23 protein-coding genes are annotated in these 22,275 nt (G+C 72.5%); 12 read left to right on the top strand and 11 right to left on the bottom strand.

What is annotated here, in order from left to right; genetic code table 11:
* Nucleotides 1–60: 60 nt before the first annotated feature.
* The 4 genes from FGW37_RS09030 to FGW37_RS09015 all read right to left on the bottom strand — a co-directional run bounded on the left by FGW37_RS09030 (nt 61) and on the right by FGW37_RS09015 (nt 4,307).
* Nucleotides 61–1,119 carry a nicotinate-nucleotide--dimethylbenzimidazole phosphoribosyltransferase gene (locus FGW37_RS09030; RefSeq protein WP_179080595.1) on the bottom strand — a complete coding sequence of 353 codons (1,059 nt, stop codon included), beginning with the start codon at nt 1,117–1,119 and terminating at the stop codon, nt 61–63.
* A 754-nt stretch (nt 1,120–1,873) separates the two neighbouring features.
* Nucleotides 1,874–3,094 carry a sensor histidine kinase gene (locus tag FGW37_RS09025; RefSeq protein WP_179080594.1) on the bottom strand — a complete coding sequence of 407 codons (1,221 nt, stop codon included), beginning with the start codon at nt 3,092–3,094 and terminating at the stop codon, nt 1,874–1,876.
* Nucleotides 3,095–3,195: 101 nt separating this feature from the next.
* Nucleotides 3,196–3,474, bottom strand: a complete 279-nt coding sequence (gene pspAA / locus FGW37_RS09020) for a PspA-associated protein PspAA (RefSeq protein ID WP_179080593.1) — start codon at nt 3,472–3,474, stop codon at nt 3,196–3,198.
* A 38-nt stretch (nt 3,475–3,512) separates the two neighbouring features.
* Nucleotides 3,513–4,307: a PspA/IM30 family protein gene (locus FGW37_RS09015; protein ID WP_179080592.1), complete on the bottom strand. Its 795-nt coding sequence runs from the start codon at nt 4,305–4,307 to the stop codon at nt 3,513–3,515.
* Nucleotides 4,308–4,598: 291 nt separating this feature from the next.
* Here FGW37_RS09015 and FGW37_RS09010 point away from each other — a divergent pair, with 291 nt between their 5' ends.
* Nucleotides 4,599–5,201, top strand: a complete 603-nt coding sequence (locus tag FGW37_RS09010; RefSeq protein WP_179080591.1) for a DUF3043 domain-containing protein — start codon at nt 4,599–4,601, stop codon at nt 5,199–5,201.
* Between the two features lie 59 nt (nt 5,202–5,260).
* Here the strand turns inward: FGW37_RS09010 and FGW37_RS34110 are convergent, their stop codons facing one another.
* Nucleotides 5,261–5,407, bottom strand: coding sequence for a hypothetical protein (locus FGW37_RS34110; RefSeq protein ID WP_246430893.1), 147 nt, complete (start codon nt 5,405–5,407; stop codon nt 5,261–5,263).
* Between FGW37_RS34110 and FGW37_RS09005 the strand changes: the two genes are divergently transcribed.
* Together FGW37_RS09005 and FGW37_RS09000 are read left to right on the top strand one after the other, a co-directional pair.
* Complete coding sequence (locus tag FGW37_RS09005; protein WP_246430748.1) at nt 5,342–5,995, top strand: class I SAM-dependent methyltransferase; 654 nt, start codon at nt 5,342–5,344, stop codon at nt 5,993–5,995. The genes FGW37_RS34110 and FGW37_RS09005 overlap by 66 nt on opposite strands.
* 394 nt (nt 5,996–6,389) lie before the next feature.
* Complete coding sequence (locus FGW37_RS09000; protein ID WP_179080590.1) at nt 6,390–7,487, top strand: S1C family serine protease; 1,098 nt, start codon at nt 6,390–6,392, stop codon at nt 7,485–7,487.
* Nucleotides 7,488–7,544: 57 nt separating this feature from the next.
* On the opposite strand, the gene FGW37_RS08995 is transcribed toward FGW37_RS09000, so the two are convergent.
* Entirely contained in the window at nt 7,545–7,754 is a 210-nt protein-coding gene (locus FGW37_RS08995; protein ID WP_179080589.1) for a hypothetical protein, read from the bottom strand.
* Between the two features lie 138 nt (nt 7,755–7,892).
* On the opposite strand from FGW37_RS08995, the gene FGW37_RS08990 reads away from it, so the two are divergent.
* Complete coding sequence (locus tag FGW37_RS08990; RefSeq protein WP_179080588.1) at nt 7,893–9,110, top strand: bifunctional adenosylcobinamide kinase/adenosylcobinamide-phosphate guanylyltransferase; 1,218 nt, start codon at nt 7,893–7,895, stop codon at nt 9,108–9,110.
* Nucleotides 9,111–9,131: 21 nt separating this feature from the next.
* Entirely contained in the window at nt 9,132–9,827 is a 696-nt protein-coding gene (locus FGW37_RS08985) for a response regulator (RefSeq protein WP_179080587.1), read from the top strand.
* A gap of 59 nt (nt 9,828–9,886) precedes the next feature.
* On the opposite strand, the gene nadA is transcribed toward FGW37_RS08985, so the two are convergent.
* Nucleotides 9,887–11,074, bottom strand: coding sequence for a quinolinate synthase NadA (nadA, locus tag FGW37_RS08980; RefSeq protein WP_179080586.1), 1,188 nt, complete (start codon nt 11,072–11,074; stop codon nt 9,887–9,889).
* 246 nt (nt 11,075–11,320) lie between these two features.
* Here nadA and FGW37_RS08975 point away from each other — a divergent pair, with 246 nt between their 5' ends.
* Complete coding sequence (locus tag FGW37_RS08975; RefSeq protein WP_058044766.1) at nt 11,321–11,677, top strand: HesB/IscA family protein; 357 nt, start codon at nt 11,321–11,323, stop codon at nt 11,675–11,677.
* 80 nt (nt 11,678–11,757) lie between these two features.
* On the opposite strand, the gene FGW37_RS08970 is transcribed toward FGW37_RS08975, so the two are convergent.
* Both FGW37_RS08970 and FGW37_RS08965 read right to left on the bottom strand, forming a co-directional pair.
* Nucleotides 11,758–13,278, bottom strand: a complete 1,521-nt coding sequence (locus FGW37_RS08970; RefSeq protein ID WP_179080585.1) for a hypothetical protein — start codon at nt 13,276–13,278, stop codon at nt 11,758–11,760.
* Between the two features lie 138 nt (nt 13,279–13,416).
* Entirely contained in the window at nt 13,417–13,632 is a 216-nt protein-coding gene (locus FGW37_RS08965) for a hypothetical protein (RefSeq protein WP_179080584.1), read from the bottom strand.
* Between the two features lie 164 nt (nt 13,633–13,796).
* On the opposite strand from FGW37_RS08965, the gene FGW37_RS08960 reads away from it, so the two are divergent.
* Nucleotides 13,797–14,771: a carbohydrate kinase family protein gene (locus FGW37_RS08960; protein ID WP_179080583.1), complete on the top strand. Its 975-nt coding sequence runs from the start codon at nt 13,797–13,799 to the stop codon at nt 14,769–14,771.
* A 46-nt stretch (nt 14,772–14,817) separates the two neighbouring features.
* Here FGW37_RS08960 and FGW37_RS08955 read toward each other — a convergent pair whose 3' ends face one another.
* Nucleotides 14,818–16,200 (bottom strand): cysteine desulfurase/sulfurtransferase TusA family protein, encoded by a 1,383-nt coding sequence (locus FGW37_RS08955; RefSeq protein WP_179080582.1) that lies wholly within the window; start codon nt 16,198–16,200, stop codon nt 14,818–14,820.
* A gap of 278 nt (nt 16,201–16,478) precedes the next feature.
* On the opposite strand from FGW37_RS08955, the gene ctaC reads away from it, so the two are divergent.
* The 4 genes from ctaC to FGW37_RS08935 all read left to right on the top strand — a co-directional run bounded on the left by ctaC (nt 16,479) and on the right by FGW37_RS08935 (nt 20,936).
* Nucleotides 16,479–17,450, top strand: a complete 972-nt coding sequence (gene ctaC, locus FGW37_RS08950) for an aa3-type cytochrome oxidase subunit II (protein WP_058044771.1) — start codon at nt 16,479–16,481, stop codon at nt 17,448–17,450.
* Nucleotides 17,447–19,174 (top strand): aa3-type cytochrome oxidase subunit I, encoded by a 1,728-nt coding sequence (gene ctaD / locus FGW37_RS08945; protein ID WP_179080581.1) that lies wholly within the window; start codon nt 17,447–17,449, stop codon nt 19,172–19,174. The genes ctaC and ctaD overlap by 4 nt, the downstream gene beginning before the upstream one ends.
* Entirely contained in the window at nt 19,171–19,569 is a 399-nt protein-coding gene (locus FGW37_RS08940; protein ID WP_179080580.1) for a cytochrome c oxidase subunit 4, read from the top strand. Before ctaD ends, FGW37_RS08940 begins: the two co-directional genes overlap by 4 nt.
* A gap of 119 nt (nt 19,570–19,688) precedes the next feature.
* Nucleotides 19,689–20,936: a L,D-transpeptidase gene (locus tag FGW37_RS08935; RefSeq protein ID WP_179080579.1), complete on the top strand. Its 1,248-nt coding sequence runs from the start codon at nt 19,689–19,691 to the stop codon at nt 20,934–20,936.
* Nucleotides 20,937–20,955: 19 nt separating this feature from the next.
* Here the strand turns inward: FGW37_RS08935 and FGW37_RS08930 are convergent, their stop codons facing one another.
* Entirely contained in the window at nt 20,956–21,357 is a 402-nt protein-coding gene (locus FGW37_RS08930) for a DNA-binding transcriptional response regulator (RefSeq protein WP_179080578.1), read from the bottom strand.
* A 237-nt stretch (nt 21,358–21,594) separates the two neighbouring features.
* Between FGW37_RS08930 and ctaE the strand changes: the two genes are divergently transcribed.
* Complete coding sequence (gene ctaE, locus FGW37_RS08925) at nt 21,595–22,215, top strand: aa3-type cytochrome oxidase subunit III (protein WP_179080577.1); 621 nt, start codon at nt 21,595–21,597, stop codon at nt 22,213–22,215.
* Nucleotides 22,216–22,275 lie beyond the last annotated feature (60 nt).

Below are 22,275 nucleotides of genomic sequence, written 5' to 3'. Positions count from 1 at the left end.
TCATCATTCGGGGCACTGTCTGCGGCGGGCTCCGCGCTCTTCACACCGGCTGCCGGGAGGTCAGTCGCGATCCGGAAGTCGCTCGGGAAGGTCCGCCGCCAGGGCCGCGGCCGCCTGCACCAATGGCAGAGCGAGCAGCGCCCCTGTCCCCTCGCCCACAGTGACGCCGTGATCGAGCAGAGGGTTGAGCGCCATCCGGTCGAGCGCCTTCGCCTGCGCCGGATCGCCGCCGGCCTGCCCGGCCAGCCACCAGTCCGGCGCCCGGAACGCGACCCGCTGCGCGACCAGCGCGCACGCCGCGGAGACGACTCCGTCGAGGATCACCGGGGTGCGGCGCACCGCGCTCTGCAGCAGGAAGCCCGTGGCAGCGGCCAGGTCGGCGCCGCCCGTCGCCGCCAGCAGCTCCAGCTGGTCGCCCAGCACCGGGCGGGCCCGGCGCAGACCGTCCCGGATCGCCGCGCACTTGCGCATCCAGGTCAGGTCGTCGATGCCGAAGCCGCCGCGGCCGGTCACCACGGAGGCGTCCGTGCCGCACAGCGCGCCGATCAGGGTGCCGGCCGCCGTGGTGCCGCCGACGCTCAGATCGCCCAGAACCACCAGGTCGGTGCCCGAGTCCGCCTCCTCGTCGGCGATCGCCATGCCCGCACGGAACGCCGCCTCCGCCTCCTCGGGCGTCAGCGCGTCCTCGATGTCGATGCGGCCGGATCCGCGCCTGACACGGTGCCGGGTCACCTCCTCCGGCAGCTCCGCCGGATCGCAGTCGACCGCCATGTCGACCACGCGCAGCCGCGCCCCGGCCCGCCGGGCCAGCACCGCGCCCGCGCTCTCGCCGGCCAGCGCCGCCTTCACCAGGACCGCCGCGCCGCCCTCGGGGCCCGCGGAGACGCCCAGCTTCGCGACCCCGTGGTCGCCCGCGAACACCAGGGCCGTGACCTGCTCCACCGGCTTGACCGGCACCGCTCCCTGCGCGGCGGCGAGCCACTCGGCCAGTTCGTCCAGCCGCCCCAGCGCCCCGGGCCGCAGCCCGAGCCGCTCCCGCCGCTCCTCCGCATCCCGCCGTACGCCCGGATCGGGGCGCTCGATCAGCGTGGCGAAGTCATCAAGATTCAGACCGCTCATCCGCCGAACCCTACCCGCCCGGAGGGCGGCTAGACCTGGCTCGCACGGGGCACCTCCGGTGGGGTGGTCGGTGGCGGGGGCCCAGGAGCCGTCGCGCTCGGCGACATCCCTCCGCCGCGACGGCGGGTCGCTCCCACCGGGGTCTCCGGCGGTGCCGAGCCGGCCGTAAGCGGAGGCGGTCGGGCACCGCCGGTTACCTCCCTGGGGGGCTGAGCGCCGCTTCGGCGGCTGCAGGGGGCCCAGGAGCCGTCGCGCTCGGCGACATCCCTCCGCCGCGACGGCGGGTCGCTCCCACCGGGGTCTCCGGCGGTGCCGAGCCGGCCGTAAGCGGAGGCGGTCGGGCACCGCCGGTTACCTCCCTGGGGGGCTGAGCGCCGCTTCGGCGGCTGCAGGGGGCGGGCCCAGGAGCCGTCGCGCTCGGCGACATCCCTCCGCCGCGACGGCGGGTCACTCCCACCGGGCTCTCCGGCGGTGCCGAGCCGGCCGTAAGCGGAGGCGGTCGGGCACCGCCGGTTACCTCCCTGGGGGGCTGAGCGCTGCTTCGGCGGCTGCAGGGGGCGGGCCCAGGAGCCGTAGCGCTCGGCGACATCCCTCCGCCGCGACGGCGGGTCACCCCCACCGGAGGTGACCGGCGGTGCCGAGCCGGCCGTAAGGGAGGCGGTTCGGCAGCGCCGGTCAGGCCCCTGGGGGTTGCGCGTCGTTGCGGCGGAGGGATGTCGCCGGCGACGACGGGTCAAGGGGCCCGGCCCCGTACCTACGGGCGGCCCCGTAACGGCAGCGTCGCCCGGACGCAGAAGCCCGGCGCGTCCCCCGTGCGGGAGGCGGCCACACACTCCCCGCCCAGGGCCGCGACCCGTTCGCGCATGCCGATCAGCCCGTGGCCACCCGGCGTCCCGCCCGGAGGGCACCCCGTGCCGTCGTCCAGGACGGTCACGGACAGGGCGTCCGGGCCGCGGGTCAGTGTGATCTCGGCCCGCGCCCCGGGCCCCGCGTGCTTGTGGACGTTCGTCAGGGCCTCCTGGACGACGCGGTACGCCGTCAGGTCGACCGCCGCCGGCAGCGTCCCGACCGCCGCGACCGCCTCGGGCCCGCCCGTGACCGTCACCTCCAGCCCCGCCCGGGCGAACCCGTCGACGAGCTGGTCGAGCACGCCGAGCCCGGGCGCGGGCTCGGTGGGCGCCTCCGGGTCGCCGTACTGCCGCAGCAGCCCGACCGTCGCGCGCAGCTCCGACAGCGCCGAGCGGCTGGCCTCCCGTACGTGTGCGAGGGCCTGTTTGGCCTGGTCGGGGCGGCTGTCCATGATGTGCGAGGCCACGCCGGCCTGGACGTTGACGAGCGCGATGTGATGGGCGACGACGTCGTGCAGCTCGCGGGCGATCCGCAGCCGCTCCTCGGCCACCCGCCGCCGCGCCTCCTCCTCGCGGGTGCGCTCGGCCCGTACCGCCCGCTCCTCGATCGCCGCGACGTAGGCCCGGCGGCTGCGGACGGCGTCGCCCACCGCTCCGGCCAGGGCCGTCCAGGCGAAGAGCCCGAGGTTCTCGGGGGAGTACCAGGGCGGGGCGCCGAGGATCATGACGGCGGCGGTCAGGACCGCGACCGTGGTCAGGGCGAAGCGCCAGGCCGCCGGGCGCTCGGTGCGCGCGGCGACGGTGTAGAGGGCCACGACCACGGCCATCGCGATCTGGGTGCGCGGGGGAGCCGCGCCGTCGGTGGCGATCTCGGCCAGGGTCAGGGCGGACGTCACGCCGAGGACCGTGCGCGGTGCGGCCCGGCGCGCCGCCAGCGCGGCGCAGGCCAGCGCGCTCAGCACCAGGAAGCCGGTCCCCGGCGGCTCCGTGGCCCGGCCCCGCCCCGCGAACGACCCGATGAGGACGATCGCGAAGACGGCCAGGGACAGCAGCGAGTCGGCGGCGACCGGGTGCGCCCGCAGCCAGTGGTGCGGGCGGGCCATGCCGGGAACGGCGAGGGAGCTCATCGCGAGGGGTCCCGTCTCGTGGCGGCGCCCCCGTCCCGGACGGGGGACAGGGGCGCGGCGGGTGCTGGAGGGCCGGTACCGGGCGGAGCGGGCCCGGGCGGTCAGCCGGGGATGAGGCCGTCGTCGCTCAGCATCGCGCGGACCTCGTCGAGGGTCGCGTCGGGAGCGGGCAGAATCAGCTCGGAGGGCTCGAGGGCGTCGTCGGGCAGCGGGCTGCCCAGCCGGCGCACGGCTTCCAGCAGGGCGCCGAGCGTGCGGCGGAAGCCCTCCTGGTCACCGCCCTCCATCTCCTCCAGCAGCTCGTCATCGAGCTTGTTGAGTTCGACGAAGTGGGCGTCGTCGAGCCTCCACTGCCCTTCCCCCATGATCCGTACGATCATGACGGTCTCTCCCTCGGTCGGGTGCGGGTGCCTGGGGACTACTGCTTGTCGAAGCGCGGCCGCTCCTGCTCGGCCTGGGAGGCGGCCTGGCCGCCGTTGCCGCCCTCGATGGCCTGCTTGGGAGCGCTGCCGCCGGCCAGCTCGGCCTTCATCCGCTGCAGCTCCAGCTCCACGTCCGAGCCGCCCGAGAGGCGGTCCAGCTCGGCGGTGATGTCGTCCTTGGCCATGCCCGTGGGGTCGTCGAGCGCGCCGGAGGCGAGCAGCTCGTCGATGGCGCCGGCGCGGGCCTGCAGCTGTGCCGTCTTGTCCTCGGCGCGCTGGATGGCCATGCCGACGTCGCCCATCTCCTCCGAGATGCCGGAGAAGGCCTCGCCGATGCGGGTCTGGGCCTGGGCGGCGGTGTAGGTGGCCTTGATGGTCTCCTTCTTCGTACGGAAGGCGTCGACCTTGGCCTGCAGGCGCTGCGCGGCGAGGGTGAGCTTCTCCTCCTCGCCCTGCAGCGTCTGGTGCTGCGTCTCCAGGTCGCTGACCTGCTGCTGCAGCGCCGCGCGGCGGGAGAGGGCCTCACGGGCCAGGTCCTCGCGGCCCAGGGCGAGGGCCTTGCGGCCCTGGTCCTCCAGCTTGGTGGACTGGCCCTGGAGCTGGTTGAGCTGCAGCTCCAGGCGCTTGCGGGAGGTGGCGACGTCCGCGACGCCGCGGCGCACCTTCTGGAGCAGTTCGAGCTGCTTCTGGTACGAGTAGTCGAGGGTCTCGCGCGGATCCTCGGCCCGGTCCAGGGCCTTGTTGGCCTTCGCGCGGAAAATCATCCCCATACGCTTCATGACACCGCTCATGGGCCTCGCGCGCCCCCTTCTGACGGACTTCGGCTCCAGCACACCTTGCAGACCCCACAGTACGGGCCCTGCTTCCATTACCGCACTGTTCGGGCCCCCATGCGCTCCTCCTCCAGGACGATCAGGCGGCCGCCGTCCTCCGGCGCAGGGAGTAGACGTCCCCCCGAGGAGAAACCCGGGCAGGAGTCCCGGGCAGGAGCGGGGGAACAACCAGGGCAACGGCTGCCGTTGCCGGATCGTTCCCCCGTACGGGCGGGTGCCCGCTCCCCTTACCCCGTACCCTTGGGTTTCGTGTTCCGAAGCCGTTCCACTTCCAAGGATGAGCAGGCCGCCGCCGCCAAGGTGACCGCGGACCAGCCCCAGCAGACCCGTGACCCGCAGGCCCCCAAGGGCCGCCCGACCCCCAAGCGCAGCGAGGCGAACTCCCAGCGCCGCGCCATGGCGCACACGCCCTCCAACCGCAAGGACGCCGCCAAGCGCGCCCGCGAGACCCGCCGGGCCGACCTGGCCAAGCAGCGCGAGGCCCTCGCCAACGGGGACGAGCGCTACCTGCCCGTCCGCGACAAGGGCCCCGTCCGCCGCTTCGCGCGCGACTTCGTGGACTCGCGGTACTCCGTGGCGGAGTTCTTCCTGCCGCTCGCCGTCCTCATCCTGATCCTCAGCATGATCAACAAGGGCGCGTTCCAGACGTACGTGCTCCTCGCGTGGATGATCGTGATCGCCCTGATCGTCATCAACTCGGTGGTCACCGGCATCTCCCTCAAGCGCGCCCTCAAGCAGCGCTTCCCCGACGAGAACACGCGCGGCGCGGTGGCCTACGCCATCATGCGTACGCTCCAGATGCGCCGGCTGCGCCTGCCCAAGCCGAAGGTCAAGCGCGGGGAGAAGCCCTGAGCGCCTTCGCGCCCGGCTTCGGTGCCGGTGCGGAGGGGTGGCTCCGGGGGCTGGGGGGCTTACGGGACACCGTCCGGCAGGAGCTGATAGCCCGCCAGCTGGACGAGCAGATCGGCGCCCGCTATCCCGTCGGCCGGCGGCTGCGCATCCTCGACGTCGGCCCCGGCCAGGGCACCCAGGCCCTCCGGCTGGCCCGCGCGGGCCACGAGGTCACCGGCCTGGAGTCCGACCCCGTGATGCTCGGCGCCGTGCGCGAGGCGCTGGCCGCCGAGCCGGAGGGCATCCGGGAGCGGGTGCGGCTCGTCGAGGGCGACGGCCGCGAGACCGGCGCCCACTTCACCCCGGGCTCCTTCGACATCGTGCTCTGCCACGGCGTCCTGATGTACGTGCCCGAGCCGGACCCGATGCTCGCCGGCCTGGCCCGGGTGCTCGCCCCCGGCGGCCTGCTGTCCCTCCTGGTGCGCAACGCCGACGCCCTGGCCATGCGCCCGGGCCTCGCCGGCGACTGGGACACCGCCCTCGCCGCCTTCGACTCACCCGCGTACACCAACCGCATCGGCCTGGAAGTCCGCGCCGACCGCCGGGAGACCCTGACCGCGACGCTCGCCGGGATCGGGGCGCCGCTGCACACCTGGTACGGCGTGCGGGTCTTCACCGACCAAGCGCTCGACGGCCGCGAGCCGCCCGCGGGCCCGGAGCTGGAACGGCTGCTCCTCGCGGAGGACCGCGCGGGCCGCACCGACCCGTACCGCGCGGTGGCGGCGCTGCTGCACTTGTGCGGCGTGCGGGGGTAGTGCCGCGGGCTCGCTGCGCCCGCGCCCGGGTTCGCGCGGGCCGCGGGACGGGGCGCGCGGTCCGCCGCCGGTCCGGCACCGCCGGGCACCTCCGGTGGGGCTGAGCACCGCTGCAGCGGGTTTCGAAGGGTCCTCCGCCCTCGACCGCCTGCGCGGCCGACGAGGGCCCGGTGGCGCACGTCCCGCTCCCGAGTCCGCCCTTCGGGCGAACGGGCCCCGCGCCGGCCGCGCACCCCGACGCAGGCCGGGCCTTCGAAACCCGCGCCGCGGCGGTCAGCCCCCGCCGGGGCGGCCCCGAGCCGTGGGCCGCGCGGCCCACCGCCACGCCCGGCCGCCACCACCCGTTCGTAGGCCCGGCCGGGACAGGCCCGCCCGCAGGGGCAATACTCCGAGCATGGATGGCTCACGCGCCCACGTCCGTGCCACGTTCCTGCTGACCGCCCTCGTCTGCGCCGCCGCACTGACCGCACTGACCGCCGGCTGCTCCGCCACCTCGCCCCGCCCCGCGGAGAGGGAGGGGCCGGAGAAGGCACCCGCCGTGTCGGGGGCGCCCACCATCCGAGGGCCCGCCGGGGACCTCCAGGCCGCCTACGAGAAGGTGGTCAAGGACGTCCTGCCGTCCGTCGTCCAGATCACCGCGGGCGACAGCCTCGGCTCGGGCGTCGTCTACGACGACAAGGGCAACATCGTCACCAACGCCCACGTCGTCGGCTCCGCGCAGTCCTTCAAGGTCACCCTGGCGACCGGCGGCGGCCCCGTCGGCGCCCGGCTGATCTCCAGCTATCCCGAGCAGGACCTGGCGGTCGTCCGGCTCGACGACGTCCCCAAGAACCTCAAGCCCGCCACCTTCGGGGACTCCTCGAAGGTGGAGGTCGGCCAGATCGTGCTGGCGATGGGCAATCCGCTGGGCCTGTCCAGCAGCGTCACGCAGGGCATCGTCTCGGCCGTGGGCCGCACCGTGAGCTCCGGCCGCAGCGGCGGCGGCACCGGCGCCACCATCGCCAACATGGTGCAGACCTCGGCCGCCATCAACCCGGGCAACAGCGGCGGCGCCCTCGTCAACCTCGCGGGCCAGGTGATCGGCATCCCCACCCTCGCCGCCACCGACCCGGAGCTCGGCCGGGGCCCTGCGCCCGGCATCGGCTTCGCGATCCCCGCCACGACCGTCCGCACCGTCGCGGGACAGATCGTCAAGAGCGGCAGGGTCACCGACTCCGGCCGGGCCGCGCTCGGGATCACGGCGCGCACGATCGTCGGCCCGGACTTCACCCCGGCCGGCGTCGAGGTCGTCGCCGTCAACCAGGGCGGTCCCGCCGACCGGGCGGGCCTGCGCGCCGGGGACGTGATCACCGCGGTGGCCGGGAACAGCATCTCCACGATGCAGTCCCTGTCCGAGGCGCTCGCGGGCCTCAAGCCGGGCGAGCGCACCGAGGTGACCTACGACCGGGACGGCGCCGAACACACCACCACCGTGACCCTCGGTGAGATCTGAGACGAAATCTGAGACCGCCTGCCGCCCCGTGCGGGGCGGCAGGCGGCGGGACGCAGGTCAGCTCTCGGCCGCCGCGCGCAGGCTCATCACGTAGATCTCCGTGCCGTCCTCGAACAGCGTCACCCGCTCCGCGCCGCCGTCCAGGAGCTCCTTCCAGACCTCGCCGATCCAGGACTCCGCGTCCCCCTGCGTCGTGAACTCCTCCGGCTCGACCGCCGGGGAGGTCTCCGTCCCGTCGGCCTTCTCGAACCGCCACAACCACGCCATGTCCGCCTCCTGAGTCCCACCGGAACGTGCTGGATAGGTCCTGCATACGTGCTGCGCTGCGCAGCCTAACGGCCCGTCGGCGACGAGAAAGGGTGAGCCCCGCGCGCCCGCCGCGCGCGGACGCGAGACGATCAGTGCGTGGAACTGACACTGCTCGGCACCGGAGCCCCCGAAGGACTGCCGCGCCCCGACTGCCCCTGCGCCTCCTGCGCCACCGCCGTGGGCGACGAGGCGCGGGCCGCGACCGCGGTTCTCGTCGACGGGGCGCTGCTGCTGGACCTCACCCCCGGGCCGGCTTTCGCCGCGGCCCGCGCGGGGCGGTCGATCGCCGGGGTCCGCCAGGTCCTGCTCTCGCACCCGCACGACGGGCCGGCCGTCGAGTTCCCGGCGGGCCTGCCCGCGCCGGTGCGGGTGCCGGACGGCCGGGAGCTGGCCGTGATCAGCGGCCACCGGATCCGGGCGGTGGCCCTGGACGCCCCGGGCACGGGGTACGAGGTGACCGCCGCGGACGGCGAGCGCCTGCTCTACCTCCCGCCGGGCGCGGCCCCCGCCGGCCTGAACGGGCCGGGCCCCGGCCCCGACCGCGCGGGCGGCCCGTACGACATGGTGCTGCTCGACGTCCTCGGCCGGCCGGACGCGCTCGCCCGGCTGCGCTCCGCGGGCGCCGTCACGGCCACGACGGACGTGCTCGCCGTGCACCTCGACCACGACGTGACCCCCGGGCGCGAGCTGCACCGGCAGCTCGCCGCGGCCGGCGCCCGCACGGTGCCCGACGGCACGACGCTGGTCGTCGGCGACTACCACGCGGTGCCGGACCTGCCGCGGCGCACGCTGGTGCTGGGCGGCGCCCGCTCGGGCAAGTCCGTGGAGGCCGAGCGGCGGCTGGAGTCGTTCCCCGACGTGCTCTACGTGGCCACGGGCGGCACCCGCCCGGGCGACGCCGACTGGTCGGCCCGGGTGGCCCTGCACCGCGAGCGCCGGCCCGGCTCGTGGCGCACGGCCGAGACCTGCGACCTCGTGCCCCTGCTGACCGAGGAGGGCCCGCCGCTGCTGTTGGACTGCCTGTCGCTGTGGCTGACGGACGCGATGGACTCGGTCGGGGCGTGGGACGACGAGTCGTGGGCCGACGGGGGTGCGGACGCACTGGCGGCGCGGGTCGCGGAGCTGGTGGCGGCCGTGCGGGCCACGCGGCGCACGGTCGTGGTGGTGAGCAACGAGGTGGGTTCGGGGGTCATCCCGGCGACGGCGTCGGGACGGCGCTTCCGCGACGAGCTGGGCCGGCTGAACGTGGCGGTGGCCGCGGAGTGCGAGCACGTCCTGCTGGTGGTGGCGGGACAGGCACTCGCGCTGCGCTGAACGCTCCGTACCCTGAGGCCCATGCCTGCACCCGACCGCCCCGCCATCCGCGTCCTGCTCGCCGACGACCAGGCCCTGCTGCGCAGCGCCTTCCGCGTCCTGGTGAACTCGGAGCCGGACATGACCGTCGTGGGGGAGGCCGCCGACGGCGCCGAGGCCCTGGAGCTGGCCCGCAGCCGGGACCCGGACGTGGTCCTGATGGACATCCGGATGCCGGGCACGGACGGCCTCGCCGCCACCCGGGCGATCTGCTCCGACCCGGCCCTGGCGGACGTCCGCGTGGTGATGCTGACGACCTTCGAGGTCGACGAGTACGTGGTGCAGTCGCTCCGGGCGGGCGCCTCCGGGTTCCTCGGCAAGGGTGCCGAGCCGGAGGAGCTGCTGTCGGCGATCCGGATAGCGCGGGCGGGGGAGGCGCTGCTGTCGCCCGCGGCGACGAAGGGGCTGATCGCGAGGTTCCTCGCGCAGCCGGGGGAGCCCGAGCGCCCGGCGGGCCGGGCCGTCCGGCTCGACGCGCTCACCGGCCGCGAGCGGGAGGTGCTCGTCCAGGTGGCGGGCGGGCTGTCCAACGACGAGATCGGCGAGCGGCTGGAGGTCAGCCCGCTGACCGTCAAGACGCACGTCAACCGTGCGATGGCGAAGCTGGGGGCGCGGGACCGGGCCCAGCTCGTGGTCATCGCCTACGAGTCGGGCCTGGTTCGGCCGAGGACGGACTAGCCGCGGCTCCGGGGCTCCCCGGGGCTCGCCAGGGAGCCCCGGGAAGGCCGGCGTGGCGGCTACGGCAGCGCCAGCATCCGCTCCAGCGCGAGCTTCGAGAACGCCGCGACCTCGGGGTCGACCTCGATGCGGTTGACGACCTTGCCGTCCGCCAGGGACTCCAGCGCCCACACCAGGTGCGGCAGGTCGATGCGGTTCATCGTCGAGCAGAAGCAGACCGTCTTGTCGAGGAAGACGATCTCCTTGCCCTCGTCGGCGAATCGATTCGCCAGGCGCCGGACCAGGTTCAGCTCCGTGCCGATGGCCCACTTGGAGCCGGCCGGGGCGGCCTCCAGGGCCTTGATGATGTACTCCGTCGACCCGACGTAGTCGGCCGCGGCCACGACCTCGTGCTTGCACTCGGGGTGCACCAGGACGTTGACGCCCGGGATGCGCTCGCGCACGTCGTTGACCGAGTCGAGCGAGAAGCGGCCGTGCACCGAGCAGTGGCCGCGCCACAGGATCATCTTCGCGCCGCGCAGCTCCTCGGCGGTCAGGCCGCCGTTCGGCTTGTGCGGGTTGTAGACGACGCAGTCCTCCAGGGACATCCCGAGGTCGCGGACGGCCGTGTTGCGGCCGAGGTGCTGGTCGGGGAGGAAGAGGACCTTCTCGCCCTGCTCGAACGCCCAGGTCAGGGCGCGCTCGGCGTTGGAGGAGGTGCAGATCGTGCCGCCGTGCTTGCCGGTGAAGGCTTTGATGTCGGCGGAGGAGTTCATATACGAGACCGGGACGGTCACTTCGGCGATGCCCGCCTCGGTCAGCACGTCCCAGCACTCGGCGACCTGCTCGGCGGTGGCCATGTCGGCCATGGAGCAGCCGGCGGCGAGGTCCGGCAGGACGACCTGCTGGTCCTCGGTGGTGAGGATGTCCGCGGACTCGGCCATGAAGTGCACGCCGCAGAAGACGATGTACTCGGCGTCCGGCCGGGCGGCGGCGTCGCGGGCGAGCTTGAAGGAGTCGCCGGTGACGTCCGCGAACTCGATGACCTCGTCGCGCTGGTAGTGGTGGCCGAGCACGAAGACCTTGTCCCCGAGCTTCGCCTTGGCCGCTCGGGCCCGCTCCACCAGGTCCGGGTCGGAGGGCGCCGGCAGGTCGCCGGGGCACTCCACACCGCGCTCGCTCTTCGGGTCGGCCTCGCGGCCGAGCAGCAGGAGCGCGAGGGGCGAAGGCGAGGGGGCCTGGAAGTCCAAGGGCTGGGCGGTGGTCACGTCACGCACCCTTTCTGTTCTGCGGACGGCCGGAAAGGGCCTTGTCGTCAATTTGACGCTATCTATCATAACCGCTTCGCGTCACTTTGACGATGGTGATCGCGTCGATGTGACACATTCCCGATCCGGCGAACGGTGTGCGAGCATGAAAGGCGGAATACACCGCAGCAGGCCCGGAATGAATCCGGGAGACCGGCGGTTGCAGCCGAGGGCAAGCAGTCCGCACCAAACCCGGGAGTGAAGCAGATGTCCGTTCAGGACGAGAAGACCACTGTGAGCGACGGCATCCTCCTGTCCGATGCCGCCGCCGCCAAGGTCAAGGCCCTGCTGGAGCAGGAAGGCCGTGACGACCTCGCGCTGCGCGTCGCCGTCCAGCCCGGCGGCTGCTCCGGTCTGCGGTACCAGCTCTTCTTCGACGAGCGCTCGCTCGACGGTGACGTCGTCAAGGACTTCGACGGTGTCAAGGTCGTCACCGACCGTATGAGCGCCCCGTACCTGGGCGGCGCCTCCATCGACTTCGTCGACACCATCGAGAAGCAGGGCTTCACGATCGACAACCCGAACGCCACGGGTTCCTGCGCCTGCGGTGACTCCTTCAGCTAAATCGTCACCACGCTCTTCACCGCGAAGGCGGTGGCCCCGGCCGGGGCCACCGCCTTCGCTGCTTTCTACGGGCGGTCCGCTCACTTCTCCTGCTGCCGCGCCACCGGCTCCCCGGTCGAGGCGTCCACGACCTTCCGGTCGCCCAGGGGCTCGTCCAGCGTCACCGTCTCGTCGAACTTCTTCGCCATCAGCACGCACTGCCGCCCGGGCTGCTTCTCCGTGCCGGTGACCTTGACCGTCACCGCGGCGGAGGACTGCTCGGCGGAGACCGCGTAGTCCCGGCACAGCCCGCCCCAGAAGTGCAGGACGAGCTTGTTGTCCTCCACGCTGTACGAGGTCACGTGCACGGGGGACGACTTCGGCGCGTCCTTGCCGGGGCGCTCGGAGCGCTCCGGTGCCGGAGAGGGCTTCACCAGGAACTTCGGGTCCACCGCGGGCTGGGCGACGGTGATCGCCGCCCCCTTGTCCGCACCCGGCGGGCGCACCTGGAACAGCCACGACGGCACCAGCGCCGGCCGCCCGGCCACCGACTGCGCCGACAGGCCGAACGCCGCCCCGGTCACCACCGCCGGCTCGCGCGGCGGCTGCTTCGGCGGGCAGGGCGGTGCGAAGCCGCCCGGCACGTCCGAGCCGCCGTGCGGGACGGGCGAGGCGCAGCCGCCGATCCCCCCGCCGCCGGTGCCGCCCCCCTTGTTCAGCTCCTTCAGCGCCTCGGCCGCCGTCACCACCGGGTACGTCGCGCCCTTCGGCGGGACCTGCAACTGCCCGCTGCCGCGCACGATCTGCGCGTCCGAGCCGATGTCGAGGGTCGTCCGCCAGCCGAAGGACGGCAGGCCGTCCAGCACGGGATCGGCGTTGACCGTCCGCACGGCGCCGAAGAGCAGCGAGGCGTCCACCTTGGAGTCGTCCTGGCCGAGCGCCTTCAGCACGGGCGCGGCGGCGCCCTTCGCCTTCTCCTCCGGCACGGGCGGCTGCCCGTCCGAGGCCTTGTCCTCCTGCTGCGGGCAGGAGTCGGCGGCGCCGGGGGAGAGGTCCGCCGTGGGGTCCGTGCGCGGCCGCGCGTCGCCCCGCGGGTGCGCACAGCTCTTGCCCGCGTCGCCGAAGCGCGCGAACGACCAGTTGCCCGGCCCCTTGCGGGCCACCCGCAGGACCGGCTCGTCCGCCCCGGGCGGGCCGCCCACCCGCCATACGTCCCCGTCCGCGGTGGGCGTGCCCGCCACGTGGAGGGCCGCGGCGAGCCGGGCCACGTCCTCGCGGCTCACCTCGCCCTTCGGCAGCCGCACCGGGGCCGTGCGCGGCCCGCCGGGCAGCGTCCCCTCGGCGCGGTAGCGCACGCCGCTCGGGTCCGGCTCGCCCACGGCGATGCCCTGGTGCGGGGAGCCGGCCGGGCCGCCACCCGTGGACGGCGCGTCCAGCGCGAGGGGTGGTGGCGAGCTCTCACCGCCCGCCGAGCCCTTGCCGCCGTCGCCCTCCGAGGCCGTGGTCGCCCAGTACGCCCCGCCGCCACCGGCCAGCAGCACCGCCGCCGCGACCGACGCGACCGCGAGCCGGGACCGCTTCCGTTGCTGCTTGCCTTCGGGGCTGCCGCCCTCGGTGCTCACCACATCGCTCCTTCACTCCGCCCAATGTCTGTAGCGCCGCATCCCCCGCGAGGGGGACGCCGCTTGGACGGAGCGCAGGAGCGAGTGGTTCCACCGGGATTCGTCTACACCGGATCTGTCAGTCGCCGTATTCGGGCATCAGTCGCCGTACTCCGACATTCCGTCGATCAGCCGTGGCGTCCCCGCCGGCACCGAGACCCCCCTGATCCGCGAGGGCGGGACGACCGCGGCGGCCTGCCGCTGCCCGGCGCCGCCCGTCCAGTGCGGCGACATCCGCGCGCACAGCCCGCGCAGCTCCGCCAGGGATTCGGGCTCGGAGTCGGAGAAAGTGACGTCCTTCACAGGGTTCGGCATAACGGCACCGTATGCAGCTCGCGACGCACGATGAAAGGGCTACTATTTGGTAATTTTGTCCGGACGGTGGCTGAAACCGTACCCAGGTGCGATATCCGGACCCGGTAGCGTGGTGTGGCTCGTCTCGTTTTCCACCCACCTCGCCCCGCAGGAGCAGAACCGCCGTGCGTATCGCTGTCACCGGCTCCATCGCCACCGACCACCTGATGACGTTCCCCGGCCGTTTCGCCGATCAGCTCGTGGCGGACCAGCTGCACACCGTCTCGCTCTCCTTCCTCGTCGACGACCTTGACGTCCGCCGCGGCGGTGTCGCCCCCAACATCTGCTTCGGCATGGGCCTGCTCGGCCTGCACCCGATCCTGGTGGGCGCCGCCGGCGCCGACTTCGCCGAGTACCGCGCCTGGCTGGAGCGGCACGGCGTGGACACCGGCTCGGTGCGCATCTCCGAGGTCCTGCACACCGCACGCTTCGTCTGCACCACGGACACCGACCACAACCAGATCGCGTCCTTCTACACCGGCGCGATGAGCGAGGCCCGCCAGATCGAGCTGCAGCCCGTCGCCGACCGCGTCGGCGGCCTCGACCTGGTCCTGATCGGCGCCGACGACCCCGAGGCGATGATCCGCCACACCGACGAGTGCCGCTCGCGGGGCATCCCCTTCGCCGCCGACCCCTCCCAGCAGCTGGCCCGCATGAACGGCGACGACATCCGCGTCCTCGTCGAGGGCGCCGCGTACCTTTTCACCAACGAGTACGAGAAGGCCCTCATCGAGTCCAAGACCGGCTGGTCGGAGGACGAGATCCTGACCAAGGTCGGCACCCGCGTCACCACCCTCGGCGCCCAGGGCGTGCGCATCGAGCGCGCGGGCGAGCCCGCCATCGAGGTCGGCTGCGCCCAGGAGGAGGCCAAGGTCGACCCGACGGGCGTCGGCGACGCCTTCCGCGCCGGCTTCCTCGCGGGCCTGACCTGGGAGCTCTCCCTGGAGCGCGCCGCCCAGCTGGGCTGCATGCTCGCCACCCTCGTCATCGAGACCCTGGGCACCCAGGAGTACGAGCTGCGCCGCGGCCACTTCATGGAGCGCTTCACCAAGGCCTACGGCGACGAGGCGGCCGCCGAGGTCAAGGCGCACCTGTCCTAGTCCGGGCCCCCGGTCCGCGCACCCCTGCCCCCGCCGGGGGCAGGGGTCACGTACGGCGCCGCACCACGTACGCCGTGCCCCGCTCCGCCGGGCGCTCGCCCACGTACTCCTGCTCCCGCATGTCGCACCACGCGGGGATGTCCAGCCGCGCGGCCTCGTCGTCGGACAGGACGGTCACCAGCCCGCCCACCGGCACGTCGCCGATGGACTTGGCCAGCTCGATCACCGGGATCGGGCAGCGCTTGCCCAGCGAGTCGATCACCAGCTCCGACGCCGTCCGGGAGACCGGCTCCGGCGCGGCCGGCGCGCCCAGCTGCCGCCGTACGGACGCCACCACGCCCGGCAGGACGTCGAGGAAGCGCTCGACGTCCTCCTCCGCGGTGCCCGCCGGCAGCGAGACCCGGACGTTTCCCTCCGACAGCACGCCCATCGCCTGCAGCACATGGCTCGGGGCCAGCGTGCCGGAGGTGCACGAGGAACCGGAGGAGACGGAGAAGCCCGCCCGGTCCAGGGCGTGCAGCAGCGTCTCACCGTCGACATACAGACACGAGAAGGTGACCAGATGCGGCAGCCGCCGCACCGCGTCGCCCACCACCTCCACGTCCGGTACGAGCGCCGGCACCCGCTCCCGGATCCGCTCGACCAGCGCCCGCAGCCGGGCGCCCTCGGTCGCCGCCTCCTGCCGCACGGCCCGCAGGGACGCGGCCGCCGCCACGATCGCGGGCAGATCGGGGAAGCCGGGCGCCCGGCCCGACTCCCGCTCGTCCGCGGGCCCCTGGGGCGAGAACCGCACCCCCTTGCGTACGGCCAGCAGGCCCACGCCCGCCGGACCGCCCCACTTGTGCGCACTGGCCGTCAGCAGCGACCAGCCGCCCTCCACCGGCCCCCACGCGAGCGACTGCGCGGCGTCCACCAGCAGCGGCACGCCCGCCGCCCGGCACTCCTCGGCCACTTCGGCCACCGGCTGCTCGGTGCCCACCTCGTGGTTGGCGGACTGCAGGGCGGCCAGCGCGGTGTCGGGGCGCAGCGCGGCGGCGTACGCGCCGGGGGCCACGCGGCCCCCGCGGTCGACGGCGACCTCGGTGAAGCTGCCCCCGGCCGCCTCCAGGGCCGCGGCGGAGTGCAGCACGGCCGAGTGCTCGACGGCGGAGACCACGAGGTGGCGGCCGGTGCGGCGGCGCCCGGCGAGGGCGCCGGCGATGCCGTCGTGCAGGGCGCGGGTACCCGAAGGGGTGAAGACGAGCTCGTCCGGGCGGCAGCCGGCGGCCTCCGCGGCGGCCTCGCGCGCGGCGTCGAGCAGCAGGCGGGCCCGGCGGCCCTCGCGGTAGAGCCGGGCGGGATCGGCCCAGCCCTCGTCCAGGGAGGCCAGCAGCGCCTGGCGGGCGACGGGGTGCAGGGGTGCGGCGGAGGCGGCGTCGAAGTAGGGCACACCCAGAAACTAACCTGCCGCCGGCGCGCGGCCGGTGCGTACCGCCCGACCTGCGCAGCAGCCGCCTGACGGTCCCCCAGACGGCGGCCGGACCCGTGGATTCCATCCCTTCGGGGAGTGACGCGGCGCGTTGGGTACCCTCCCCGCGCGGCCCCAAATAGCGTCCAGTAGGGTTTGGTCCGCATAAACATCCAAACCCCTGCCCGCAGCGGGCCGGCGACCGACCAGCGAGACGGCCGCAGCCGGCCGCACGGGCGAGACTCTCGGGAAGGCGCTACGTGAGTCCCAACGGCTCCGACCGCTCGTCGCGGCGCCCGGTGCGGCGGAAGCTGCTGCAGGCGCTGGCCGCGGGCGCTGTCCTGGCGACCGCCTCCGGTTGCACATATAAGGACTTCCCCCGCCTCGGAATGCCCACTCCCGTCACGGAAGAGGCGCCGCGGATCCTCTCCCTGTGGCAGGGCTCCTGGGCCGCCGCCCTCGTGGTCGGTGTCCTGGTGTGGGGCCTGATCATCTGGAGCGTCATCTTCCACCGGCGCAGCCGGACGAAGGTGGAGGTGCCCCAGCAGACCCGGTACAACATGCCGATCGAGGCGCTGTACACCGCGGTCCCGATCATCATCGTGTCGGTGCTCTTCTACTTCACCGCTCGCGACGAGAACAAGCTTCTCACCAACCCTGAGAAGCCCCAGCACGTCATCAACGTGGTGGGCTTCCAGTGGAGCTGGGCCTTCAACTACATGGAGGACGTCGACGGCAACGCCGCGACCCCGGCGAAGCCGCTCCGTGACAACAAGGAGCTCGACGCGATCCCGGACCGGTTCCTGACGAAGGCACCGAAGGGCGCGGAGGGTGTCTACGACATCGGCATCCCCGGCACGCGCAACGAGCAGACCAACAACCCGGGCCCCACGCTGTGGCTGCCCAAGGGCGAGACGGTTCAGTTCGTGCTCACCTCGCGGGACGTCATCCACTCCTTCTGGGTGGTGCCGTTCCTGATGAAGCAGGACGTCATCCCGGGCCACACCAACAGCTTCACGGTGACCCCGAACAAGGAGGGCACCTTCCTGGGCAAGTGCGCCGAGCTCTGCGGCCAGGACCACTCCCGGATGCTGTTCAACGTCAAGGTCGTCTCTCCTGAGCGTTACAAGCAGCACCTGAAGGAGCTGGCCGCGAAGGGCCAGACCGGCTACCAGCCGGCGGGCATCGCGCAGACGGATCACGCGAAGAACGCGGAGACCAAGAACAAGTGAGCATCCTCAACGAACCCCAGGGTGCCGCCGCCGCGACAGCCACGGCAGCACCGCCAGTCCGCCAGAAGCAGCCCGGTATCAACGCGGTCAAGTGGCTCACCACCACCGACCACAAGACCATCGGCACGCTCTACCTGGTCACGTCGTTCGCGTTCTTCTGCATCGGCGGTCTGATGGCGCTGCTGATGCGCGCCGAACTCGCCCGTCCCGGCACGCAGATCATGTCGAACGAGCAGTTCAACCAGGCGTTCACGATGCACGGCACGATCATGCTGCTGATGTTCGCGACGCCGCTGTTCGCCGGTTTCGCGAACTGGATCATGCCGCTGCAGATCGGCGCGCCCGACGTGGCGTTCCCGCGGCTGAACATGTTCGCCTACTGGCTCTACCTCTTCGGCTCGATCATCGCGGTGGCCGGGTTCCTCACCCCGCAGGGTGCGGCCGACTTCGGCTGGTTCGCCTACTCCCCGCTGTCGGACGCCGTCCGCTCGCCGGGCGTCGGCGCGGACATGTGGATCATGGGTCTGGCCTTCTCCGGCTTCGGCACGATCCTCGGTTCGGTCAACTTCATCACCACGATCATCTGCATGCGCGCGCCCGGCATGACGATGTTCCGCATGCCGATCTTCACCTGGAACGTCCTGCTGACCGGTGTGCTGGTCCTGCTGGCCTTCCCGGTGCTGGCGGCCGCGCTGTTCGCCCTGGAGGCGGACCGCAAGTTCGGGGCCCACGTCTTCAACGCGGCCAATGGCGGCGCCCTGCTGTGGCAGCACCTCTTCTGGTTCTTCGGCCACCCCGAGGTGTACATCATCGCGCTGCCGTTCTTCGGCATCATCTCCGAGGTCATCCCGGTCTTCTCCCGCAAGCCGATGTTCGGCTACTGGGGCCTGATCGCGGCCACGATCTCGATCGCCGGTCTGTCCGTGACGGTGTGGGCGCACCACATGTACGTCACAGGCGGTGTGCTGTTGCCCTTCTTCTCCTTTATGACCTTCCTGATCGCGGTCCCGACCGGTGTGAAGTTCTTCAACTGGATCGGCACCATGTGGAAGGGCTCGCTGTCCTTCGAGACCCCGATGCTCTGGGCCGTCGGCTTCCTGATCACCTTCACCTTCGGTGGTCTGACCGGCGTCATCCTGGCCTCGCCCCCGATGGACTTCCACGTCTCCGACTCGTACTTCGTGGTCGCGCACTTCCACTACGTCATCTTCGGCACCGTGGTCTTCGCGATGTTCTCCGGCTTCCACTTCTGGTGGCCGAAGTTCACGGGCAAGATGCTGGACGAGCGCCTGGGCAAGATCACCTTCTGGACACTGTTCGTGGGCTTCCACGGCACGTTCCTGGTGCAGCACTGGCTGGGTGCCGAGGGCATGCCGCGCCGTTACGCGGACTACCTCGCCGCCGACGGTTTCACCACGCTGAACACCATCTCGACGATCAGCTCGTTCCTGCTCGGTCTGTCGATGCTGCCGTTCATGTACAACGTGTGGAAGACCGCCAAGTACGGCAAGAAGGTCGAGGTCGACGACCCGTGGGGTTACGGCCGTTCGCTGGAGTGGGCGACCTCCTGCCCGCCGCCGCGGCACAACTTCCTCACGCTGCCGCGCATCCGCTCCGAATCCCCGGCGTTCGACCTGCACCACCCGGAGATCGCGGCCCTGGAGCTCGAAGAGAACCTCGCGGCTGAGAAGGCCCTCGCGGGTGGCAAGGAGGCCGGCAAGTGAAGATCCAGGGCAAGATGTTCATCTGGCTCGCCGTCTTCATCCTCGCCATGGCGATCGTCTACGGCGTGTGGTCGAAGGAGCCGGTGGGCACGACGGCGCTGTTCATGGCGTTCGGCCTGAGCATCATGATCGGCTACTACCTGGCGTTCACCGCGCGCCGGGTGGACACCGGTGCCGGTGACAACAAGGAGGCGGACGTCGCCGACGACGCCGGCGAGCTGGGCTTCTTCGCCCCGCACAGCTGGCAGCCGCTCTCCCTGGCGATCGGTGGCGCCCTGGCCTTCATGAGCATCTGCTTCGGCTGGTGGCTGATGTACTTCTCGGCCCCGATCATCGCGGTCGGCCTCTTCGGCTGGGTGTTCGAGTTCTACCGAGGCGAGAACCAGAACCAGTAGCGAGCGGCCACCGCCCTCCCGGGCCCCGCACACCATCCGGTGTGCGGGGCCCGGTGCATTTCCACCCGTTTGCAGTCACCCGGCAGGCCGTACGCCCCGATCCTTCCTACGGTGTGACCATGACCCAGTCACGTCGACACCGTCTGGCGCTCACCGGGGCGGTGCTGCTGACCGCGCTGGCGGTGGGGGTCACCGCCTGCGGCGGCTCGTCCAACCCGCTGGCCGACAAGCCCTACGACGCCAGCGGCCAGGTCGAGCTCACCTCCGCCCGCGACGGGCAGAAGGCGGACCCCAGCAAGCCCCTCGAGGTGGTCGCCAGGGGCGAGGACCGGATCACGGACGTCACGGCGACGGACGCGGCGGGGCGCTACGTCAAGGGCGAACTCTCCGCCGACGGCTCCCGCTGGCACAGCACCGGCGCCCTCGCCGCCGGCGCCCACTACACCGTGCGCGTCACCACCGAGGACGAGAACGGCTCCCAGGGGCGCCGCACGATCGGTTTCGACACCAACCCGGCCGACCGCCTCCTGCGCGTCAGTTTCGGCCCGCAGAGCGGCACCTACGGCGTGGGACAGCCCATCACCGCCGAGCTGAGCACCCCCGTCCAGGACCCGGCCGCCCGTGCGATCGTCGAGCGCACCTTCAGGGTCGAGTCCCGGCCCGCCGTGGACGGCGCCTGGCACTGGGTGGACAACCGCACCCTGCACTACCGCCCGAAGGAGTACTGGCCCGCCCACACCACCGTCGACGTGCACGCCACCCTCGACGGCATCAAGGTCGGCGGCGGCCTCTACGGAGGCCCCTCCAGGGCCGTGCGGATGACGACGGGCGACCGCATCGAGGCCGTCACCGACGCGAGCGCGCACAGCATGACCGTGCTCGTGAACGGCAAGGAGGTCCGGTCCATCCCCGTGACCACCGGCAAGCCCGGTTACGCCACCCGCAACGGGGTCAAGGTGATCCTGGGCCGGGAATCCTTCGTACGCATGCGCGGCACCAGCATCGGCATCGCCGAGGGCAGCGCGGACTCCTACGACCTGCCCGTCCACTGGGCCACCCGGGTCACCTGGAGCGGCGAGTACGTGCACGCCGCGCCCTGGTCCGAGGGGTCCCAGGGCGCCGAGAACGTCAGCCACGGCTGCACCGGCATGAGCACCGCCAACGCCAAGTGGTTCTTCGACACCGTGCACGTCGGCGACATCGTCAAGGTCGTCGGGAGCGCCGGCGCGACCATGACCCCGTTCGACAACGGCTTCGGCGACTGGAACATGGCCTGGGACGAATGGCGCAAGGGCAGCGCCCTCGTCGGAGGGAAGACGGAGGGGAGCAGCCCTGCCGACGCGGCCCGCCTGCGCCCCGAGCTCTAGCCGCCCCCCGGGCGCCGCCTCAGGCGTCCACGGCCTTCCGGGCGCGCAGCAGGCCCGCCAGGGCGTCGGCGAAGGCCGCCGGGTCCAGCGGGTGCGTCACGGCCGCGTCGGCGCGGCTCCAGGTGGCCAGCCAGGCGTCCTGCGGGCGGCCCATGAGCAGCAGTACGGGCGGGCAGCGGAACACCTCGTCCTTCAGCTGCCGGCACACCCCCATGCCGCCCGCGGGCGCCGTCTCGCCGTCCAGCACGCACACGTCCACGTGGTGCTCCTCCAGGGCCGCGAGCACGCCCGGGAGCGTCGCACACTCCACGTACGCGACCGGCGGTACGTCGGGGGCGGGCCTGCGCCCGGCGGCCAGCCGGACCTGCTCGCGGGTGTCCGCGTTGTCGCTGTAGACCAGCACGGTGGCCGTCGGCTGCATCGTTCCTCCAGGCTTGTGTTCGGCACAGCTGTGGATCTGATGTGGAGCTGATCGATGGCCGGACTCTACTCCGCGAACACCCTTCCGGAGGAGGGCCCGTCAGGCGCGCGAGGTGCCCCGGAACGTCCGGTTCCCCCCTTTGGGGGACCCCGGCACTGGGCCGTACGAGCACGGCACATGCTCTTGACACACCGAACGGCACCCCCCGGAGTGAGCACGAGATAAGCGACCGACATAATGTCGGTCGTGGCGACTGCAACAGCAACAGATACCGGGCACGCACACCCGTCGGTCAATCGACCGAACCTCACCAGCGTCGGAACCATCATCTGGTTGAGTTCCGAGCTGATGTTCTTCGCGGCCCTCTTCGCGATGTACTTCACCCTGCGATCGGTGACGGGCACCGAGTTCTGGTCGGAAAAGGCGTCCGCGCTGAACCTGCCGTTCTCGGCGACCAACACCACGATCCTGGTGCTCTCCTCCCTCACCTGCCAGCTCGGCGTCTTCGCCGCCGAGCGCGGCGACGTGAAGAAGCTGCGCAGCTGGTTCGCGATCACCTTCGTGATGGGTGCCGTCTTCATCGGCGGCCAGGTCTTCGAGTACACCGAGCTGGTCAAGCACGAGGGCCTCTCGCTCTCCTCCGACCCGTACGGCTCGGTGTTCTACCTGACGACCGGCTTCCACGGCCTGCACGTGACGGGCGGTCTGATCGCCTTCCTGCTGGTTCTGGGCAGGACGTACGCGGCCAAGAGGTTCACCCACCACCAGGCGACGGCGGCCATCGTCGTGTCCTACTACTGGCACTTCGTCGACGTGGTGTGGATCGGCCTCTTCGCCACGATCTACTTGATCAAGTAATCGGTCCCGTCCCGCACCGGACCAACAGTCCAGATCGACGCAGAAGATCCTGACACCGGG

The sequence above is a fragment of the Streptomyces rectiverticillatus genome (assembly GCF_013394065.1).
GTDB lineage: Bacteria > Actinomycetota > Actinomycetes > Streptomycetales > Streptomycetaceae > Streptomyces > Streptomyces rectiverticillatus.
Note: the sequence above shows the minus strand (reverse complement) of the source record. Positions and strands in the feature narration are given on the sequence as shown.

What these genes read in the sequence shown, in the direction of transcription:
- FGW37_RS09030 (WP_179080595.1), bottom strand. Translation starts at nt 1,119, where the DNA reads ATGAGCGGTCTGAATCTTGATGACTTCGCCACGCTGATCGAGCGCCCC.
- FGW37_RS09025 (WP_179080594.1), bottom strand. Translation starts at nt 3,094, where the DNA reads ATGAGCTCCCTCGCCGTTCCCGGCATGGCCCGCCCGCACCACTGGCTG.
- pspAA (WP_179080593.1), bottom strand. Translation starts at nt 3,474, where the DNA reads ATGATCGTACGGATCATGGGGGAAGGGCAGTGGAGGCTCGACGACGCC.
- FGW37_RS09015 (WP_179080592.1), bottom strand. Translation starts at nt 4,307, where the DNA reads ATGAGCGGTGTCATGAAGCGTATGGGGATGATTTTCCGCGCGAAGGCC.
- FGW37_RS09000 (WP_179080590.1), top strand. Translation starts at nt 6,390, where the DNA reads ATGGATGGCTCACGCGCCCACGTCCGTGCCACGTTCCTGCTGACCGCC.
- FGW37_RS08995 (WP_179080589.1), bottom strand. Translation starts at nt 7,754, where the DNA reads ATGGCGTGGTTGTGGCGGTTCGAGAAGGCCGACGGGACGGAGACCTCC.
- FGW37_RS08985 (WP_179080587.1), top strand. Translation starts at nt 9,132, where the DNA reads ATGCCTGCACCCGACCGCCCCGCCATCCGCGTCCTGCTCGCCGACGAC.
- FGW37_RS08975 (WP_058044766.1), top strand. Translation starts at nt 11,321, where the DNA reads ATGTCCGTTCAGGACGAGAAGACCACTGTGAGCGACGGCATCCTCCTG.
- FGW37_RS08965 (WP_179080584.1), bottom strand. Translation starts at nt 13,632, where the DNA reads ATGCCGAACCCTGTGAAGGACGTCACTTTCTCCGACTCCGAGCCCGAA.
- FGW37_RS08935 (WP_179080579.1), top strand. Translation starts at nt 19,689, where the DNA reads ATGACCCAGTCACGTCGACACCGTCTGGCGCTCACCGGGGCGGTGCTG.
- FGW37_RS08930 (WP_179080578.1), bottom strand. Translation starts at nt 21,357, where the DNA reads ATGCAGCCGACGGCCACCGTGCTGGTCTACAGCGACAACGCGGACACC.
- ctaE (WP_179080577.1), top strand. Translation starts at nt 21,595, where the DNA reads ATGTCGGTCGTGGCGACTGCAACAGCAACAGATACCGGGCACGCACAC.